Origin of the sequence: Flavobacterium sp. ALD4 (assembly GCF_002836475.1) — a bacterium.
Lineage (GTDB): Bacteria > Bacteroidota > Bacteroidia > Flavobacteriales > Flavobacteriaceae > Flavobacterium.
This window is the reverse complement of record NZ_PJBJ01000029.1, coordinates 121613-140733: the sequence shown is the minus strand read 5'-3', so window position 1 is coordinate 140733 and position 19121 is coordinate 121613. Positions and strand designations below refer to the sequence as shown.

The 19121-nt window shown below is 34.8% G+C and carries 17 protein-coding genes and 1 pseudogene; 13 read left to right on the top strand and 5 right to left on the bottom strand.

Annotated elements, in window-relative coordinates; translation table 11 throughout:
• Positions 1–81: 81 nt before the first annotated feature.
• Positions 82–1344, bottom strand: a complete 1263-nt coding sequence (locus tag CXF59_RS08320; RefSeq protein WP_101137354.1) for an aminotransferase class I/II-fold pyridoxal phosphate-dependent enzyme — start codon at positions 1342–1344, stop codon at positions 82–84.
• Between the two features lie 215 nt (positions 1345–1559).
• Between CXF59_RS08320 and CXF59_RS08315 the strand changes: the two genes are divergently transcribed.
• A complete protein-coding gene (locus CXF59_RS08315) occupies positions 1560–2363 on the top strand; it encodes an NYN domain-containing protein (RefSeq protein ID WP_101137353.1) in 804 nt (267 codons plus the stop codon).
• On the opposite strand, the gene CXF59_RS08310 is transcribed toward CXF59_RS08315, so the two are convergent.
• Positions 2360–4735 (bottom strand): hybrid sensor histidine kinase/response regulator, encoded by a 2376-nt coding sequence (locus tag CXF59_RS08310; RefSeq protein ID WP_101137352.1) that lies wholly within the window; start codon positions 4733–4735, stop codon positions 2360–2362. The genes CXF59_RS08315 and CXF59_RS08310 overlap by 4 nt on opposite strands.
• Positions 4736–5019: 284 nt before the next feature.
• Between CXF59_RS08310 and CXF59_RS15370 the strand changes: the two genes are divergently transcribed.
• The 9 genes from CXF59_RS15370 (at position 5020) to CXF59_RS08280 (ending at position 10661) form a co-directional block, all read left to right on the top strand.
• Positions 5020–5250: a hypothetical protein gene (locus CXF59_RS15370; protein WP_101137351.1), complete on the top strand. Its 231-nt coding sequence runs from the start codon at positions 5020–5022 to the stop codon at positions 5248–5250.
• Positions 5251–5390: 140 nt separating this feature from the next.
• Positions 5391–5597: a hypothetical protein gene (locus CXF59_RS15365; protein WP_101137350.1), complete on the top strand. Its 207-nt coding sequence runs from the start codon at positions 5391–5393 to the stop codon at positions 5595–5597.
• A 2-nt stretch (positions 5598–5599) separates the two neighbouring features.
• Positions 5600–5818 (top strand): glutamate synthase-related protein, encoded by a 219-nt coding sequence (locus CXF59_RS15360; RefSeq protein WP_232758786.1) that lies wholly within the window; start codon positions 5600–5602, stop codon positions 5816–5818.
• The gene (locus CXF59_RS15355) at positions 5796–6110 is read left to right on the top strand and encodes a glutamate synthase-related protein (protein WP_232758784.1); all 315 of its coding nucleotides are present in this window, start codon (positions 5796–5798) and stop codon (positions 6108–6110) included. The genes CXF59_RS15360 and CXF59_RS15355 overlap by 23 nt, the downstream gene beginning before the upstream one ends.
• Complete coding sequence (locus CXF59_RS15350; protein ID WP_369828549.1) at positions 6013–6231, top strand: glutamate synthase-related protein; 219 nt, start codon at positions 6013–6015, stop codon at positions 6229–6231. Before CXF59_RS15355 ends, CXF59_RS15350 begins: the two co-directional genes overlap by 98 nt.
• Entirely contained in the window at positions 6215–6412 is a 198-nt protein-coding gene (locus tag CXF59_RS15345) for a hypothetical protein (RefSeq protein ID WP_232758782.1), read from the top strand. The genes CXF59_RS15350 and CXF59_RS15345 overlap by 17 nt, the downstream gene beginning before the upstream one ends.
• A 722-nt stretch (positions 6413–7134) precedes the next feature.
• Positions 7135–7713: a non-canonical purine NTP diphosphatase gene (locus CXF59_RS08290; RefSeq protein WP_101137349.1), complete on the top strand. Its 579-nt coding sequence runs from the start codon at positions 7135–7137 to the stop codon at positions 7711–7713.
• Between the two features lie 202 nt (positions 7714–7915).
• Entirely contained in the window at positions 7916–9805 is a 1890-nt protein-coding gene (locus CXF59_RS08285) for a DEAD/DEAH box helicase (protein ID WP_101137348.1), read from the top strand.
• An 88-nt stretch (positions 9806–9893) separates the two neighbouring features.
• Positions 9894–10661, top strand: coding sequence for a carboxypeptidase-like regulatory domain-containing protein (locus tag CXF59_RS08280; RefSeq protein ID WP_101137347.1), 768 nt, complete (start codon positions 9894–9896; stop codon positions 10659–10661).
• Between the two features lie 505 nt (positions 10662–11166).
• Here CXF59_RS08280 and CXF59_RS08270 read toward each other — a convergent pair.
• Positions 11167–12630: an aminoacyl-histidine dipeptidase gene (locus CXF59_RS08270; protein WP_101137346.1), complete on the bottom strand. Its 1464-nt coding sequence runs from the start codon at positions 12628–12630 to the stop codon at positions 11167–11169.
• 347 nt (positions 12631–12977) lie between these two features.
• On the opposite strand from CXF59_RS08270, the gene CXF59_RS08265 reads away from it, so the two are divergent.
• The 3 genes from CXF59_RS08265 (at position 12978) to CXF59_RS08255 (ending at position 15947) form a co-directional block, all read left to right on the top strand.
• Positions 12978–13478 (top strand): hypothetical protein, encoded by a 501-nt coding sequence (locus CXF59_RS08265; RefSeq protein ID WP_101137345.1) that lies wholly within the window; start codon positions 12978–12980, stop codon positions 13476–13478.
• A 222-nt stretch (positions 13479–13700) separates the two neighbouring features.
• Complete coding sequence (locus CXF59_RS08260) at positions 13701–14330, top strand: NmrA family NAD(P)-binding protein (RefSeq protein WP_198554655.1); 630 nt, start codon at positions 13701–13703, stop codon at positions 14328–14330.
• 549 nt (positions 14331–14879) lie between these two features.
• Complete coding sequence (locus CXF59_RS08255) at positions 14880–15947, top strand: DUF3810 domain-containing protein (RefSeq protein ID WP_101137344.1); 1068 nt, start codon at positions 14880–14882, stop codon at positions 15945–15947.
• A 116-nt stretch (positions 15948–16063) separates the two neighbouring features.
• Here the strand turns inward: CXF59_RS08255 and CXF59_RS08250 are convergent, their stop codons facing one another.
• Complete coding sequence (locus CXF59_RS08250) at positions 16064–17284, bottom strand: 3-oxoacyl-[acyl-carrier-protein] synthase III C-terminal domain-containing protein (protein WP_101137343.1); 1221 nt, start codon at positions 17282–17284, stop codon at positions 16064–16066.
• Positions 17285–17594: 310 nt separating this feature from the next.
• Positions 17595–18878, bottom strand: a pseudogene (locus CXF59_RS08245) (NAD(P)/FAD-dependent oxidoreductase).
• Between the last annotated feature and the right edge of the window lie 243 nt (positions 18879–19121).

Below are 19121 nucleotides of genomic sequence, written 5' to 3'. Positions count from 1 at the left end.
AGATTTCAATAATCTGTAGGGTTTGTATGTGTTAATTTGCGACTGATCAATAAAAATTAACCACTGCAAGCTAACTAAATATTATGCGTCTAAATCGACTTTCGTTTTTGATGCAATTTCTTTATAAGTACCGTTTTCTAATTTTTCGCGAATAGCTTCAAAAGCAACTAGAGTCTCGTCAATATCAGCCAATGTATGAGGAGCTGTTGGAATTACTCGTAATAAAATCATTCCTTTTGGAATCACAGGGTAAATCACAATCGACAAGAAAATACCATGATTTTCTCTCAAATCATTTACCATTACCATAGCTTCCGGAACACTTCCTTCAAGATAAACAGGTGTAACACAAGTATTTGTGTCCCCAATATTAAATCCTCTGCTTCTTAAACCGCTTTGTAAAGCATTAACATTCTCCCAAAGTTTATCTTTTAATTCTGGATGATTACGCAACAAATCTAAACGCTTCAATGAACCAATTACCTGAATCATCGGTAGTGCTTTGGCAAACATTTGAGAACGTAAGTTGTATTTTAGATAATCAATAATGTCTTTATCAGCTGCAATAAAAGCACCAATATTAGCCATTGATTTTGCAAAAGTCGAAAAATAAACATCAATATCACCTTGAACTCCTTGCTCCTCACCTGCCCCAGCACCTGTTTTTCCTAGTGTACCAAAACCATGTGCATCATCAACCAGTAAACGGAAATTGAACTTTTGCTTCATCGCAACAATCTCTTTCAATTTACCTTGTTGACCGCGCATTCCAAAAACACCTTCAGTAATAAAAAGAATTCCTCCTCCTGTTACTTCAGCTAATTTAGTAGCACGTTCTAAGTTCTTTTCCATACTCGCAAGATCATTGTGACGGTATGTAAAACGTTTCCCCATATGCAAACGAACACCATCAATAATACAGGCATGAGCATCAACATCATAAACAATTACATCATTTTTTGTAACCAATGCGTCAATTGTTGACATAATTCCCTGGTACCCAAAATTCAATAAATAAGCAGATTCTTTCATCACAAAAGCAGCCAATTCATTCTCTAATTGCTCATGGTATTTTGTATGACCACTCATCATTCTCGCTCCCATAGGGTACGCTGCACCATATTCACTCGCTGCATCGGCGTCTGCTTTTCTCACCTCTGGGTGATTCGCTAAACCTAAATAGTCATTCAAACTCCAGTTCAAAACCTCTTTTCCACCAAACTGCATTCTAGGACCTAATTCACCTTCTAACTTAGGAAAAACAAAATATCCCTCCGCTTGCGAAGCCCATTTCCCTAATGGTCCTTTATTGTTCTGAATCCTTTCGAATAAATCTTTTACCATAATATATTTAAGTAATAATTTTAATTTTAAGAAGTTGCAAAAATAAATATTTAAATCTTAAAAAAGGATTTTATGTCACTTTTTTTTAGTACCCGCCTCGCGCGCTACACTTTTCCCTCTCAAAAACGGCCGGTATACTACGGCGAGAACGGCAAAAATTCGTTTTCAATAATAAACTTTGTACCTTTGAACAAATATTTCAATTCGATTAAAATATGGCACAAGATACAAAAGAATTAAAACTTGCGGTCCTCATAGACGCAGACAATGTTCCTTATAGCAATGTAAAAGGAATGATGGAAGAAATTGCTAAATATGGAACACCTACAACCAAACGGATATATGCCGATTGGACTAAGCCAAATGCAGCAGGATGGAAAACCGTTTTGTTAGAACATGCAATCACACCCATTCAACAATACAGTTACACCGTTGGAAAAAATTCTTCAGATTCAGCGATGATTATTGACGCCATGGATTTATTGTATTCTGACAAAGTAGATGGATTTTGTATCGTTTCTAGTGATTCTGATTTTACTCGATTAGCCATACGATTAAGAGAATCTGGCATGAAAGTTATTGGAATTGGAGAGAAAAAAACACCTAATTCCTTTATTGTTGCTTGTGATCGATTTATTTATATCGAAGTTTTGGATGGCGCTATTCAGAAAAAAGCAAAAAAACGTTCTAGTTCTACAGATACTAAAAAACCAGCCGGAAAAACGGCTGGAAAACCTGTTGAAAAACCTGTTGAGAAATCATTAAACAAAATAGACACGCAGACCATAGAACTGATTGAATCTACAATAGAAGATATTTGTGATGATGACGGCTGGGCTTTTCTTGGTGATGTCGGAAATCTTATCGTAAAAAGAAAACCCGAGTTTGATCCACGAAATTATGGTTTTGCAAAATTGACTCCGATGTTAAAATCCCTGACAGATATTCTGGAAATTGACGAAAGGGAATCAGAAAAAAAAGGAATTAAACACGTTTTTGTGCGGTTACGCTTCAGTTAGGCTAATTCTTTAATGATATCATATAAAGCTTCTTTTTTAACTGGCTTAGATAAATAGTGGTTCATTCCTATTTCTGCTGTGCGTGATTTTGTGCTTTCCATGACATCAGCTGTTACCGCAATAATAGGAATGGTCGCATTTTCCGCTCCTACTTCACCATTTCTTATCGCGATTGTAGCTTCATAACCGTCCATAACCGGCATTTGGAGATCCATTAAAACAATATCAATTTTATTTGTTTTAAATACATCCAATCCTTCCTGGCCATTATTGGCATATAACACAGTTGTGTTCAACCATTTTTTTGTAATCATTTTAATTACCATCTGATTCATCGCATTATCTTCGACTACTAAAATAGTTTTCCCACCTAAGTCATAAATAGCGGGTTTCGAAGATTCTACTTCACTTCTTTGTGATTCGACAATATCAAAATCAATTGTGATTTCACAGCTAGTGCCTTTACCCACTCCACTTTCCATTTTTATTACTCCGCCCTGCATATCCACCAATGTCTTTACAATAAACAAACCTAAGCCAAGTCCTCCAAATTTTCTTTTATTATCAATATTATTTTGAGAAAAAGAATCAAAAATACTGTCTATTTTTTCTTTTGGTATCCCAACCCCCGAGTCCGAAATCTTCATTATTAAACTTACCTTATTGCCCTCCTTTACCAGAACACCGACATCAAAAATTAAAAAGCCCCTGGGTGTGAATTTAAGGGCATTACTTAGCACGTTATTCAAAACCTGCACTAATCTGTTTTCATCTCCGTTGAGAACTGCAGGAATATTCTTTGAGATCGAAAATTGAAAATCCAATCCTTTCTCTTTCGCTCGTATCTCCATATTATTTTTTAAACCCTGTAATACTTTCATTGGGCTAAATGGTCTTTTTACTAATTTCAATTCTCCTTTTTCAATTTTGGAAAAATCTAAAATATCATTTACGGAGCTTAGCAAACTATGGGACGAATATTTGATGACTTGGCATTTATTTTTGATACTTTCATCCTCTACTTCACTAGAAATAGAATCTGTTAAATTCATAATAGCATTTAAAGGGGTTCGCAACTCATGACTGATATTAGATAAAAAATAAGTCTTTAGATCATTCATTTCTTCTGAACGAACCAAAGCGATTCGATTCAGTTCATTTTTTTCATTTTTCAAATTTCTTATTAAATTAGACATTGAAAGTGATAGAAAAATAATTTCTATTCCAATACCTAATTTAGAACTGTTTTGAGTTAAAAAATTATTGGGTAGTAACCCAAAATTATGCAATATGAATACGCTAAACCCTAGAATCAGAAACAGAATACCAGCCGAGAAAAAAGAGTCTACTGGTTTCCTTTTGTAATACAGGTACATTATAGAGTACACAATCAACACCAGGAACACTAATGTCAGTATGTTTACCAAAAGGTAACATAGTAACAAAAGTGATGGAAAAAAAACCACACACATCAGTAACGAAAATAGCAGTACATATGCTACGTTAAACAAAATGTAAATCATTTTGCTGTGCTTTTTTATTTTCAAAAACACTTCGCTATATTTTCCAGATAAAAAAACTGCAATTATCGCAATTAAAAGCACTGAATGGTTGGAAAACCATCCTGCATCGGGAGTCACAAACTCATAGAAAAAACCATCTAAAGCGAATTGCAAGAGCCCCACAAAAATAACATAGAGACTGTAATATAAAAAGGTGAAATTCCGTAAGGCAAAAAAGAAAAAAAAGTAAATAATAGCTACAATTGCCAAAATGCCGTAAAAAAACCCGAAAATTAATTGCTCAAAAGAAACCATCTCTATAAAACTATCTGCAGAGTGCAAAATTACTGGAATTTTGAGTACTTCCCCATCACTTTTTAAATGCAAAAATAATTTTAAGTTCGCTTTAGGCTGAATGTTAATTTTAAAAATCGTCTTACGATTATCGTATGTTCGTTTAGAAAAAGGTAAGATATCTCCACTTACCGCTTTCAAAATTTTACCAGAAACTTCATCAATTATATACAACTCGGCAAGATCGGTTATCGGCAGTGCTGTTTCCAAATAATAATTTAACTCTGAATCGGTTGGGTTTTGAAGTGCCAATTTTGCCCAAAAATTATTTTGGGAAAAACCTAAATCATCATTTTCAGTTTTTAAAGCGGTAGGATTCAATGTGTCGTAATGTGTTATTACAAATTGAATATCCAAATCTTTCTGACCAACATCCGTGATGGAGGTATACGTATGCAACGATATTTTTTCAGGCAATGCATCACCCTGAAATACATATTGTGAATACGTGTTCGTCGAAATGAATATTACAAAGAAAATCATAAAAGCATTTCTAGTCGCGGTATATTTTTTCATTCTTATATTTTATTCTATTCACTGATACTATTATCTACGTAGAAAACAATTTTTTAGTTTTTTATCTATTCGTTTCCGAGTGTGCGAAATTTATAACATTTTTTTATAATAATTATATATATGAAAGAACTTATATTCTTATTAAAATAGTAGCGATAAAAACCTTTTATACGAGAATAAATTTTTTGCCTTTGGGCGCGCTGCCTTTTTTATATATATGGCAACCCATTTCTATCACTGCAACGGATTGGTCTTCCCCGCTATTTTAGCACTACTTTTAATTATTGGCTTTTTCAACAGCATCCAAACTAGGTTTACCATTCTTAGAAATTTTTCTGTTTTTGGGCTATTTTAGATATTCTTTTGAAACTATTGCCCCCGAGATACAGCAATATTTTATTGAAAGAAATACTAATGGAAAACCGTTTTTAAGAAATGAACATGCTCTTGCTTATCAAAGAGCTAAATATATTGATCCCACTACTCCCTTTGGAACAAAATTGGGAATTAACTAATCAAATTACTAAAGCATAAAATATTCTGTCTTTCCGGTTTATGTTACCCATGATTTCCCCACAGTTCTGTTGAGAGGGCAAGATTGTATACAATACTATTCGGCTTTTTTATTAAATATTTCTGCTATGAGTTTTGCTCCTTGAGAGAAAATGAAATTGTAGCACTCAATAAAGGAGCGCTAAAAGGAAGTTTCTACCATAACAAAGTGGAAGGCGGTGTAACTGAATTTCTCGCACAAGGCGATAACGTACCATTTCATACTGGTACCGGATATTTTAGTTGCCGCAGTGATAATGGAAATTTTAATGGTGAAAAATTTATCAAAAAAGCCAACCACCATTTGTAAAAATGATTGAAATAAAATTATTAAACGGGGCAAAACTAGGTTATGTAGGCCTCTTGTCTGCAGAAAAAAGCAGAGAGCAAATCGCAAAAATAAATGGAGTAAAACCAGATACAGCCATTCTTTCCTATCCTAGCCGCAGCGTATTTCATTATGCCAAGAACTTAATAAAGTTCGTCACTTTGTTACGCGAATTATCAAATGAAAAAAAACATTGGCTTTAAACTGTGCATCGTACAGACCAACGAGTTTGAATTGATTTACCAAGAAATGATTCTGCAGAATTGTTTTCCGGATTTTATAACTATTGATGGAGCTGAGGGCGTAACGGGAGCTGCATCATTGGAATTTTCGGATAGCGTGGGAATGCCTTTTGATCCCGCACTAATCTTCGTAAACAAAACATTGATCAAGTTGGATATTCGAGACAAAAATACGAGTAATCTGCAGCGGAAAAATAATCTCAGGCTACTCCATACTTACAGCAGTAGTAATAGGAGCAGATATCTGCAATAGCGCCAGAGGCTTCATGTTCTCCTTGGGTTGTATTAAGGCATTACGATGCAACAACAGTACTAGTCCTACAGGAATTGCTACTCAAGATAAAATGTTAAAGAAGATTGATTACGACAGATAAATCAGAACGGGTTTTCCATTTCTATAAAAATACTTTGCATGCAGCGAATGAACTTCTTGCCGCAGAGGAAAAATCAAGCTATAACGAAGTTGATAGTGGTATTTTTATGCGTGTTGATGAATTTACGTACCTGTCTAATTTATATATCCCAGATAACTTTGGACGTGTTACCCCATACTAAAAAACAGATATCCGTCACAAAAAAAGGAGGGCTATGAAAGCCCTCCAATTGTTAGTTTTGATTTACCATTGTCAACTCATACAATAAATGCGTATCGCTGAATATTGAATTGCCATTCTCATGTGAAGATTGACATAAACAAATAACTAATCAAAACCACATATCAAAGATACAAATAACTCAAGTAAAGAAAGTACGAATCAGGCTTTTAACTAATGATTAACTCCATGAATATAATGCTTTAAGCAATCGTCAATTTTATTTATCCTTGTTTAAATTATTACTACCAATTCAGTCCGTTTTTATTTTTTTTCGCGATACTCTTCAAGGAGCGATCATAAGGAAAGACCGAAGTCCTACGATGCGTAAAAAAAGAAAGTCTTGTTACAGACCTCCCCTTCAGACTTTGATTTATCAACATCAATTTATACCTTTCGATACAACTGACTGTTAAATAAGGTACTCTTTGCAGATGGGCAAAATCGATAACGAACCAAAATTCGACTCAAAGACAACACTACTAACAACATAAAAATCTCTAATACAATGTTTAAATATTGGCTTAACTCGTTTAAAATAGACTCTACGGAATACCATAGCTCCTACATTGACAGTCCAACTCCGATAGCTCTACTATGAGAATCATATAATAGCTAGGATTACTTACCCTTGTTAGGACTACTTAAAAAAACATACCTTTGATAGATCCAAAATAAAAACAAATGAAACTCGTCTTCGCTTCAAATAACAAAAACAAAATCAAGGAATTTCAGCAACAGCTTCCCGCTACAATAGAAATAGTTAGCTTGGAGGACATTGGTTGCTATGAGGAAATCCTGGAAACAGCAGATACTATTGAAGGAAATTCTATTTTAAAAGCCAATTACGTAACCGAAAAGTATGGCTACGATTGCTTTGCAGATGACACAGGACTGGAAGTGGAAGCGCTAAACGGTGCTCCAGGAGTATTTTCTGCCCGATATGCAGGCGAACAACGCAGTTCTGAAGACAATATGGATAAATTATTGCAAGCCTTATCTAATCAATCCAATCGAAATGCCCAGTTCAAAACGGTAGTTACTTTGAACCTAAATGGAAAGCAACATCTTTTTACCGGTATAGCTCAAGGTCAAATCACCTTAGCAAAAGCTGGAAGTGAAGGTTTTGGCTATGATCCAATCTTCCAACCTGAAGGCTATCAAGAAACTTTCGCTGAAATACCGTCTGAAATAAAAAATCAGATCAGTCATAGGGGTAAGGCCACACAACTATTAATCAGCTTTTTGAAAAATGAAATGTAAGTATTAAAACTCAACATTTTTAATTCAGTTTTCACTATTTGTGCCGTAATTTATTCCTCAAACACTAAATTCAAAGTCCTAAATCTAAAATTAAAAATCTAACTTTCTGATAATCACACATTAATAAAATAGCGAAACTTGAAACAGCATTAGTTTATCTCAACTATTAACAGTACTTTTGCACCCTATTTTAAAAACACATATGAATAAATTTGAACAATTAGGATTGAGTGAATCGTTACTGAAGGCGATTTTAGATCTAGGATTTGAGAATCCGACCGAAGTACAGGAGAAAGCGATTCCCCTATTATTGGAAAAAGACACAGATATGGTTGCGTTGGCTCAGACAGGGACAGGGAAAACGGCAGCATTTGGATTTCCAGTTATTCAGAAAATTGATGCCAACAACAGAAATACACAAGCATTAATTTTATCTCCAACACGCGAACTTTGTTTGCAGATTACCAACGAAATTAAAAACTACTCTAAATACGAAAAAGGTATTAATGTGGTAGCAATTTACGGAGGAGCTAGCATAACAGATCAAGCAAGAGAAATTAAGAGAGGCGCACAAATTATTGTGGCGACTCCAGGAAGAATGCAAGATATGATTAACAGAGGATTGGTAAACATTTCTCAAATCGATTATTGTATTCTAGATGAAGCTGACGAAATGTTGAACATGGGTTTCTACGAAGATATCGTAAACATCCTATCCACTACGCCAGACGAAAAAAATACATGGTTATTTTCGGCTACAATGCCTGCAGAAGTAGCTAGAATTGGAAAACAATTCATGAAAGATCCTATTGAAATTACAGTAGGAGCTAAGAATTCAGGTTCTGCAACAGTTTCACATGAGTTTTACCTTGTAAACGCACGTGACCGTTACGAAGCTTTGAAACGTTTAGCTGATGCTAATCCAGATATATTTTCAGTAGTTTTTTGTCGTACCAAAAGAGATACACAAGCTGTTGCTGAGAAATTAGTGGAAGATGGGTATAGCGCTGCTGCATTGCACGGAGATTTATCTCAAGCGCAACGTGATGGTGTAATGAAATCTTTTAGAGGAAGACAAATTCAGATGCTTGTAGCTACTGATGTTGCAGCACGTGGAATTGACGTTGATAACATTACTCACGTAGTGAACTATCAACTACCTGACGAAATAGAAACTTATACTCACCGTTCAGGTCGTACTGGTCGTGCTGGTAAATTAGGTACTTCTATTGTAATTGTAACTAAAAGCGAATTGCGTAAGATTTCTTCTATTGAAAGAATCATCAAGCAAAAATTCGAAGAAAAAACAGTTCCTTCAGGAATCGAAATCTGCGAAACACAGTTATTACACTTAGCTAATAAAATTAAAGATGTAGAAGTTGATCATGAAATTGACAACTATCTTCCTGCAATTAATAGCGTACTTGAAGACTTATCGAAAGAAGAGTTAATCAAGAAAATGGTTTCAGTTGAATTCAACCGTTTCATCAACTATTATAAAAAAACTAGAGATATCTCTAATCAATCTTCAGGTTCTGATAGACGTGATGATAGAGATGGTGCTCCAAGAGAAAATAACAATGGTGGTGCAACAAGGTATTTTGTGAACATAGGTTCTAGAGATAACTTCGATTGGATGTCATTGAAAGACTACTTGAAAGAGACATTGGACTTAGGTCGTGATGACGTTTTCAAAGTAGACGTAAAAGAAGGTTTCTCTTTCTTTAACACAGACCCTGAGCACACAGATAAAGTTATGGAAGTATTGAACAACGTACAATTAGAAGGACGTCGTATCAATGTTGAAATTTCTAAAAATGATGGTGGCGGAAGACGTGATCACAACGGAAGAAATTCTGGTGGTGGTGGTTTTGGAGGCGGAAGAAGTTCTGCTCCAAGAAGAGAAGGTAGTTTTGCACCAAGAAGAGAAGGTTCAGGCGGTGGTAGAAGCGACAGAAACTCAGCTCCAAGAGAAGGTGGCTTTGGCGGAAGAAGTTCAGCTCCTAGAGGTGAAGGTTCTTCAGACAGAGCTCCTAGACGTTCTGAAAGTTTTGGTGACTCACCTAGACCAAGAAGACCAAGAAGAGACTAACATTTACTGTTAATTTTCTTGTAATTATATAAGAGAACTATAAAATATTCAATCCTGTTTTACTACTTTTAAAGTTTTAAATCAGTTTATGAAATATTTTATAGTTTTCTTTTTTTTAGCACTATCCCTAAGCGCTTCAGCTCAAGAGATAGTTCCCTCCCAAAAAGTATCCGGTTTTATCTATAACGACAACACTAAGTCAGCGTTGATTAATGCAAATATCATTAATATCAATAAGGTTAGAGGAGCGCGAACAGATGCTAACGGTTATTTTGAAATTGATGTACAACCAACCGACACCTTGCATATTTCCCTATTAGGGTTTCAATCACTGAGAGTTAAGGTGACGAATGACTGGATAAAAAATAAAGTCGCCAAGATCTTTCTAACCGAACGAGCTATTGCGCTTGAAGAAATTGTCATCAGGCCCTTTAACTTAACAGGATATCTTGAGGTAGATTCAAAAACAATTCCCACAAGTGAAAATTACCGCTATAGTATTTCTGGATTAACCCATGGATATGAAGCAGGTGAATATTCACCAAATGCATTTGGAAGAGTACTTGGATCCATTTTCAACCCTACAGATCTACTTTATAATTTCTTTGGTAAAAACCCAAATGAGTTAAAAAAACTCAAGGAAATGAAGAAAGACGATACAGTGCGTAACCTGTTGGAATCTAAGTTTGACAGAGAAACTCTTGCTGTACTTCTTGGGATCGATAAAAAAGAAATACCCGAAATATTGCAACGTTGTAATTACTCAGAATCCTTTATCCAAACCGCAAATGACCTTCAAATCATGGACGCTATCAGTGGCTGTTATGAAGAATATAAGATCTTGAAGAAAAGATAATTGAAACTACATGATCTAAATGCGTAAATCGCAGCTATAAAAACTATTGATCCCCAATTACTAAAGTGATTGGGGATTTTTTTAAAATAATATTTAGAATAAATCAAAATATTACATACATTTACTTCCATTAAAAACGAAAATCCAAATACTAATAATCATGGCAAAAAGTCAAGACGCGAAGAAAACCGCCAAAAAAGAGCCTCTTAAAACGGCTAAAGAAAAGAAAGATGAAAAAAGAGAAAAGAAAAACAGTCCAAAAAGAGACTAGTTTTATTTTTCAGTGGCAGTTTTAGTAATCAGTATCGAAACACAAATTTCACTAAATTTTATCAATTAATTCTATCAATAGGATTTTTTTTAAATCTGTACAATTTGTGGCTAAAAATATCGCTAATAAAAAGAGGCTGTACGAAAAGTAATTTTCGTCCGGCCTCTTTTTATGAATTTAAAAATAGTAATCAGTGGCAAGTCTCAGTACTAAACTGCAACTGAACACGGACTACTATTTCACCGGAATATTTTTTAAAATCTCCAACAAAAATTTCCAGAATTTTTGAGACGATGAAATACTTGCTCTTTCATCCGGCGAGTGCGGTCCTTGAATAGTTGGCCCAAAAGAAATCATATCCATCTCCGGATAGTTTGTTCCAAGAATCCCACATTCTAATCCTGCATGACAAGCAACCACTCTTGGCTTCTCACCAGTTTGTTTCTCATAAATAGGGACTAAAACATCTAGAATTTCTGATTCTGCATTTGGAGTCCATCCAGGATAAGATCCTGAAAGTTCCACTTCACATCCCATTAACTCAAAAGCTGAAGTTAAAGCATTCGCTAAATCAAACTTCGCTGTCTCTACAGAAGAACGCGTTAAACATTGTACAGAAAGCTTCCCTTCGCCTAAAACTACTTTAGCTATGTTATTAGACGTCTCTACTAAATCAGCAAAGTCAGCACTCATTCTATACACTCCATTGTGTGCAGTGTACATCGCTCTTACGAAATAATACTGAGCGATAGATGGCATTACTTTTTTAGGAGCCACATCCAGTTTCTCAAAAACCACCTCTAAATTAGGTTCAGTCGTTTTTAATTCTGTTTTTATGTCATTAACTACTTGTTGCATATCATATACAAAAGCTTCGTCAAATACAGAAGCGATAATTACTTTAGCAACGCTTTCACGCGGGATAGCATTACGAAGGCTTCCCCCCTCAATTTCTGATATTTGCAATCCAAAATTATCAAAACCGTCAAATAACACGCGATTCATAATTTTATTGGCATTCCCCAGCCCTTTGTGAATATCCATTCCTGAATGACCACCTTTTAATCCTTTTACGGTAATTGAATACCCTACAGAACCTTCAGGAGTTTCTTCTTCATCATACTCAGCAGTAGCAGTAACATCAATTCCACCAGCGCAACCAATGTCAATTTCGTCGTCTTCTTCCGTATCTAAATTCAAAAGAATTTGTCCTTGAAGAATACCACCTTTTAAATTCAAAGCTCCTGTCATTCCAGTTTCTTCGTCAATGGTAAATAAAGCTTCGATTGCAGGATGTGCAATATCTTTACTTTCTAAAACTGCCATTATTGCGGCAACACCTAAACCGTTATCTGCTCCTAAGGTAGTTCCTTTGGCGCGAACCCAGTCCCCGTCTACATACATATCGATTCCCTGTGTATCGAAATCAAAAACAGTATCCGAATTTTTTTGGTGCACCATGTCTAAATGCCCTTGCATTACAATCGCTTTGCGATTTTCCATTCCTGGAGTCGCGGGCTTACGGATAATAACATTACGGATATCATCTTCAAAAGTCTCTAATCCAAGGTTTTTACCAAAGTTTTTCATGAACTCAATCACTCTTTCTTCTTTTTTTGAAGGGCGAGGAACAGCGTTTAAATCGGCAAACTTATTCCAAAGTACTTTTGGTTCTAAATTTCTTATCTCTTGACTCATCTATTGTTATAATTTGATATTTAATATTAAAATTCAAAGTTACGACGTTTAAATTCGTTTTCCGAGTTACCAGCCTATTTCTCATCCTAAAATTAGCACAATATTTTGGGCGTGCCCCCATTATAAAAAGGAGCTCACTTATGTTTGCGTTTAGAAAGCCCCTCTCTATACTGATGTCAGGTAATACGCACTACTTCGGTAGTTTGCTTCTCCCCTTCACGCAACCGCGTACAAACATTCAGCATCTCAAAAAGAAAGAAAATCCTTAATAAGCGATATAATTTATCAAGAAACTTGTATATATTTGATGTTATATACAAGTTGGCAGTAAAACTACAAAAGACAGAATGAAAACAAAAAATCAGAATATAATATTTCTCATAATTACAATATTATTCATTTCATGCTCAAATGATGAAAAATCTAAAAAAAATGATGAAGATACTCAAAATTGCAAGGAAATAAATATATCAATGGTGGTCAATGGAGAGAAGCAAACTTATTATGTAAATCAAAGCGGAATATCACTAAATAGTGACGGCGGATATACTTTAGAAATAAAAATGGACAGACAGGAAAATAGTAATTTGTGGGGAAAACAAGGAATAGATATAATTCTCCCTTATAAAAAAACAGGGGTAAATGTGATTAAAAACTTCATTTATCATCATTACACAGATAACTTTAGAATTGATGGAGATTTTGTTACTGGAGAATTTCAGAGTGTAGTTATAACAAATAAAAATACGTGTTTTTACGCTACTTTTTCTGGTAAATTAAAGAATGGGAATCAAGAAGTAATAGTAACGGATGGAAGTATTAGTTATCAATACTATCCTTCATTTTAATATTAAAAGCTAGGATCAATAAGTACTACTGCCAACCGCCGTTTGGCTATATGGCGAGTTTAGGCTAAATTTAGAGATGGTTTTGTACTTGTAAAATTAGTAATTAACCGAAAGTTTAGGCTTCCTTAATTCGCCACATCGCCAAGCGGCCAAACGTTACCGGTCATTGTAACGAACGACACCTAAACTAAATATAAAAGGCTAACAAACTAAAAGAGAAGAATGAGGAAAATAATAGTAATTGCTGGTGCCACAGGAAATTTAGGCGGCAAAATTGTAACTGCCTTATTAGCTAAAGGAGCCGAAGTCAGAGCAATTGTCCGTCTAAAAACTGACTTAAAAAAAATAAAAGACTTAGAGGAAAAAGGTGTCAAAGTTTTTCAGGTAGACACCAACAATAAATCCGAGATTTCAAAACATTGCACTGGTGCAGACTGCCTCGTATCTGCTTTAGCCCGCTTAGAGAAAACTATTATTGATGCTCAACGAGTTTTTTTAGACGCTGCCATTGAAGCAAATGTTCCGCGATTTACACCAAGCGACTATTCAAGCGATTTTACAAACTTAAAAGAAGGTCAAAATAGAAATTTAGATTTCAGAAGAGAGTTCCATAGATATCTTGAAACAACTCCTATCAAAGCAACAACTATATTTAACGGTCCTTTTATGGATTTATTAATTACAGATATGCCTTTGATTATGTTTAAGCAAAAACGCATTCTTTGTTGGGGCAATCCAAATCAATTAATAGAATTCACAACTACTTATAACGTTGCAGATTTCACAGCAGAAGCAGCATTTGACGACAACGTACCAAGATTTTTAAGAATTGCTGGCGAGACTTTCTTGTAACGACTTTGTGAAATTGCTTACCAAACTTACCAATGAAAAATATAAGTTATTTAGACCAGGAGGCATCCGCCTTCTAAATGTTGTCATCGCATTAACAAGATTTTTTTCACCGTCAAAAAAAGAACTTTATCCTGCTTGGGAAGGAATGCAATATATGAGAGATATGATGGAAGGTAGAATTATTTTTCAAAAATATGACAACGACAGATATTCAAACATAAAGTAGACATCTGTAAATGACTTTTTACTGAAAGAAAAAGTAAATATTAAGTCGATAAATGAAGACGCAAAAAAAACAACGAACCGCTAACAGCACCTACAAGAAATTGGCGGTTCACTGGTGAAAAAGCTTCGTGAATCTCTTTTCCCTTTTGCCATTCTCTGCGAAACAAAATTTATATGACTTATATGGTAAAAAGACTTAGCGCCTCTCTGTGTTTTACTTTTGCGATTCTCTGCGAAACAAAAAACGTAACGTCTTTCCGCGACATAAAAAGTTACTATATTTACCATTCACTAAAAATAGCCACGTAAATAAATTTCTGCTTCGTGAAACAAAAATTCATACTTCCCTTTTTCCTTATTATCCAAATAATTCTTCTGCAGATTATTTCGTTTTTCCCTGAAAGCGTGGAACGTTATTACAGTAACGGCATCTATTTGACTCTATCTCAATTTTCAAGAACTGTGTTGGGCAACGTTCCTTTTTCTTTAGGTGATTGCCTTTATTTTGTTTTAATTTTCTTTGTTTTTAAATGGTTTTGGGACAGGAGAAAATCGTGGAAAGAAAATTGGAAAGAAAATACCTTGCAGCTGTTCAGTTTTATCTCTGTTTTTTATTTTATGTTCCATATGCTATGGGCACTAAACTACTATCGTAAACCGCTTTTTGAAAAAATGGAAATTAAAAGAGAGTATACAAATGCTGATTTGGCTGTCTTTACTAAAAATTTGATTGCAAAAACGAACGAAATCCAACAACAAATCACAAAATCTGACAGCCTAAAAGTGGTGTTCCCCTACTCTCAAGAGCAGACGTTTACAATGAATTTAAATGGTTACAAAAACTTGTCGAAGCAACATCAGAACTTTCGTTTTATAAATTTAAGTACTAAAAAATCATTATTTAGCGTACCCTTAACCTATATGGGATTTAGTGGCTATTTAAACCCTTTTACTAATGAGGCTAACGTAAACTACTTAGGTCCGATGTATAGCTTCCCCATGACCACCAATCATGAAATGGCGCACCAGATGGGATTTGCGAGCGAAAGCGAATGCAATTTTATTGGCTTTCTTGCCTCTGTAAAAAATAACGATTTATACATTCAATATTCGGGCTACAGTTATGCCTTGCGGTATTGTTTAGGAATTTTGGAATTTAGCAACAAGAAATCATTTGACCAATTGATAACGACAGTTCATCCCGGAATAATAAAAAACTACCAGGAAAGTGTAAATTTTAGAAAGGACTATAAAACACCTATTGAAACCGGTTTCCATCTCTTTTATGATCAGTTCTTAAAATTGAATCAACAGAAAGATGGTATAGAGAGTTACAGTAAATTCGTGAATTTGATGGTGAATTATTATGGCAAGCAAAATAATGAGTTATAAAAAACAAGTCAGGAAACATCATTGACCAACTTACTTTTTACAACTCACTACGGTTTTATCATTCTAAATTATCTGTAGAAGAATGCTTTTTTATTGGTTTGTATTCTATACGATACTTATATTTTTTCCAGTAGTAATCCTGTGGCCGTAAGACCGGGTCCAAACGCCATTGCAACTATTTTTGTTCCTGCCGGTATATTTGAATCGTTGATGATTTCATTAAAAATATGAGGTACGGTAGCTGACGACATATTTCCATGACGATACAATACATCATAGGACCAGCTGGCTTGTTCTTTATTTATTCCAATTGCATCTACTACGTAGTCAATAATTTTTGGCCCACCTGGATGTATGGCAAAATGCATTTTAGATTTTTCCGCTTCAAGATCAACACCTACTTTAGCACAAAGTGTCGATAAAAAACCCTTGACGTTTTTACGGATAAAAACGGGAACTCTCTTAGAAAGGGTCATTAAGAAATTGTACTCCCCTATTTCCCAAGACATATCCTCCAATGAATCCGGAATGATAACTTCATGTGAAGCCAAAATTCGCAATCCTTTCTTCTCTAATATTGTCTCATCGTTCATGAAAGACTCTTCTTCATACAAAGAATACCCGATAAAACCATCGGCAAAAAGTGAGCAAATCATCGTATTCGCTATAGAAAATTCGGTTAAATTTAAATGAGCTGAAAGTAACTCCGTATGAACCACATCGGCCCTTCCATTAGTTGTACTGCCACTTATCAGGCTACTTGCCGTACGAATAGCCGGAAAAGCCCCATAACACCCCATTTGATAAGAATGTGTAACCTGAGTAGTTTGCCACTCTCTACTTATTGCCGCCTGTTGGGCAACGCTGGGCGAAGAATAACCGGAACACGTTACATGAACTAAGTTTTCAGGAGCTGCGTCAAGATTTGAGTAAAATTCGTCAAAAACAAAACCCATCTTATTTTTGAACCATTCCATTCGAACTCCTATTTTAGGTCCAAATGTATCTCCTGTCTTTGTATCTAAAGTTGAAGGGAAATCATAATCCAAAGGCGCTGTAGTGTCCATTTCATTTTCAAGAAAATCTTCGACCTCCTCAAAAATTAAAACCTGTCTTTTATTGATGCTTTCAGAAGGAATAGAATATTTATCAACCTGATTTGAAATCTCATCAAAACTACTCGGCTCCTTTCGAATCTCATCATTTAGATTTTTACCTAATCCACCTAGATTTTGAAAATGGTAATACAGAAATTTAGTGTATTGATTTAGCTTTTGTTGATCGATTAATTTCCCCACAAGAATGGGCTTGAAATTAGAAATAATAATGCTTTTCATTAATTTTAGGGCTTGGTTTAAAAGTCAAACTTAACTCAAAACTATTTAAAAAAAACAGCTATAAAAATGATTCTAAGGTCTTTTATGTAATTGACTGATTGTCAATGATTTAAAAATACTAAAATTAAGTTAAAACATTATCAATCAGCACATTGTAAGAATGGTATCACATCCCTTTAACTACTGATTAACAGCTATGTAAGAATGACTTTACAGACTTATTAGCATGATTTTATTTTAAAATTTATTCCATAATTGGTCTATTCAAACAAACATCCTACATTTATTCGGTTCCAAATAAACCACTCTTTTAGATCCTAAAGCAATCAACTTGATCACTTATAAATTCAGTAAAACTTTTCTTTTTGTGAGGTCTAACAATCAAACGACCTTCACTGTCAAAACGACTATAATTATAAAGCCAGTTAAGAAAGAATTCTGCTTTATTTTTAAATGCGATTAGCGAGAATAAATGCACAAACATATAAACCAAGCAAACTGCGCACTAAAATGGTAATTTGGTAAATCTACCACCGCTTTGCTACCGCCAATAGTTGCCATAGATCTTTTATCATTATATTCGAAAGGCTACATCCTTTTATTTTGAATTAAATTTACAATATTTCTACCAAGCAATTTTCCTTGCTATAAAGCAGGTGGTCCCATGATAGGATGTCCTTCTGGATATTCATCCGTTTCCATAGACGCAATATCCCCTACTACAAAGATTTCATCATAGGCTTTTACCTGGCTGAAGTGATTGATACGGATGCGTTCTACCCTTTCAAGCAAAGAATTTGCATCTAAACCCGCTACTACAGCTCCTTAAACACAGGCGGTCCAGATTACTGTCCCCGTTTTGAAAACCAACTCGGAGTTTGTTGTTATGGCACCACAGTCATAATTAGTCACCCGTACATTTTTCCAAATTTTAAACCCCAGCTCTACTAAGAATTTTTCGGCGGCCTTTGATGAATCTACGCTCATGGTATTCAGAATCCTGTCGCCGCTTTGAATGAGGTTAATTTCCATTTTTGCGATATCTAAATCAGGATAATCCTTTTGAAGAATTGCTTTTTTCATCTCGGCTAACGCTCCGGCAAGCTCTACTCCAGTAGGTCCGCCACCTACGATTAGAAACTTGATTAAACTATCCTTTTCAAGAGGATCAGTAGTCAAGACCGCTTGCTCAAAGTTCTCCAGAATAAGACTTCGTATGTTAAGAGATTGCGGAATGATTTTCATGGCCATACTATTGCGCTTAATATCTTTATTCCCAAAATAATTGGTTTTAGAACCGGTCGCGATTACCAGGTAATCATAACTTAGCTCCTATTTCGGCTATAACCCTCTTGTTCTTTGCGTCTATTTCCTGAACAGAGGTGAGTCGAAAATAAAAAATCATGATATTCCTAAATTACCTTACGAATCGGATAGGCAATTGAACCTGCCTCAAGACCTCCCAAAGCATCTGATACAATAGCGGTTGAAAAGTATGGTAATTATGCTTATCTCAAAGAACTACTTGTACTTTTTGATTCTTCAGTTCTTTGGCTAACGCAGTTCATGCAAAACCATCATCAATAATAATAATTCTTGGATTCTTGGATTCTTAGATTCTGGAATATTCATGTACTAAATCCTCATATCTGCAAACAAAATTACTGAAGATTAAATAAATTACTTTGCAGTAATCCCATATAAAAGCAAAATAAATTTTTCATAAAAAAGGACTATTAGATTCAATTTAGCACTCTTTAGCTAACGATTTTAGCTACTCTAGAACTATAAATAATAAACTTGATATGGCACTATCCCATAAATTTCCTGAAGTTTT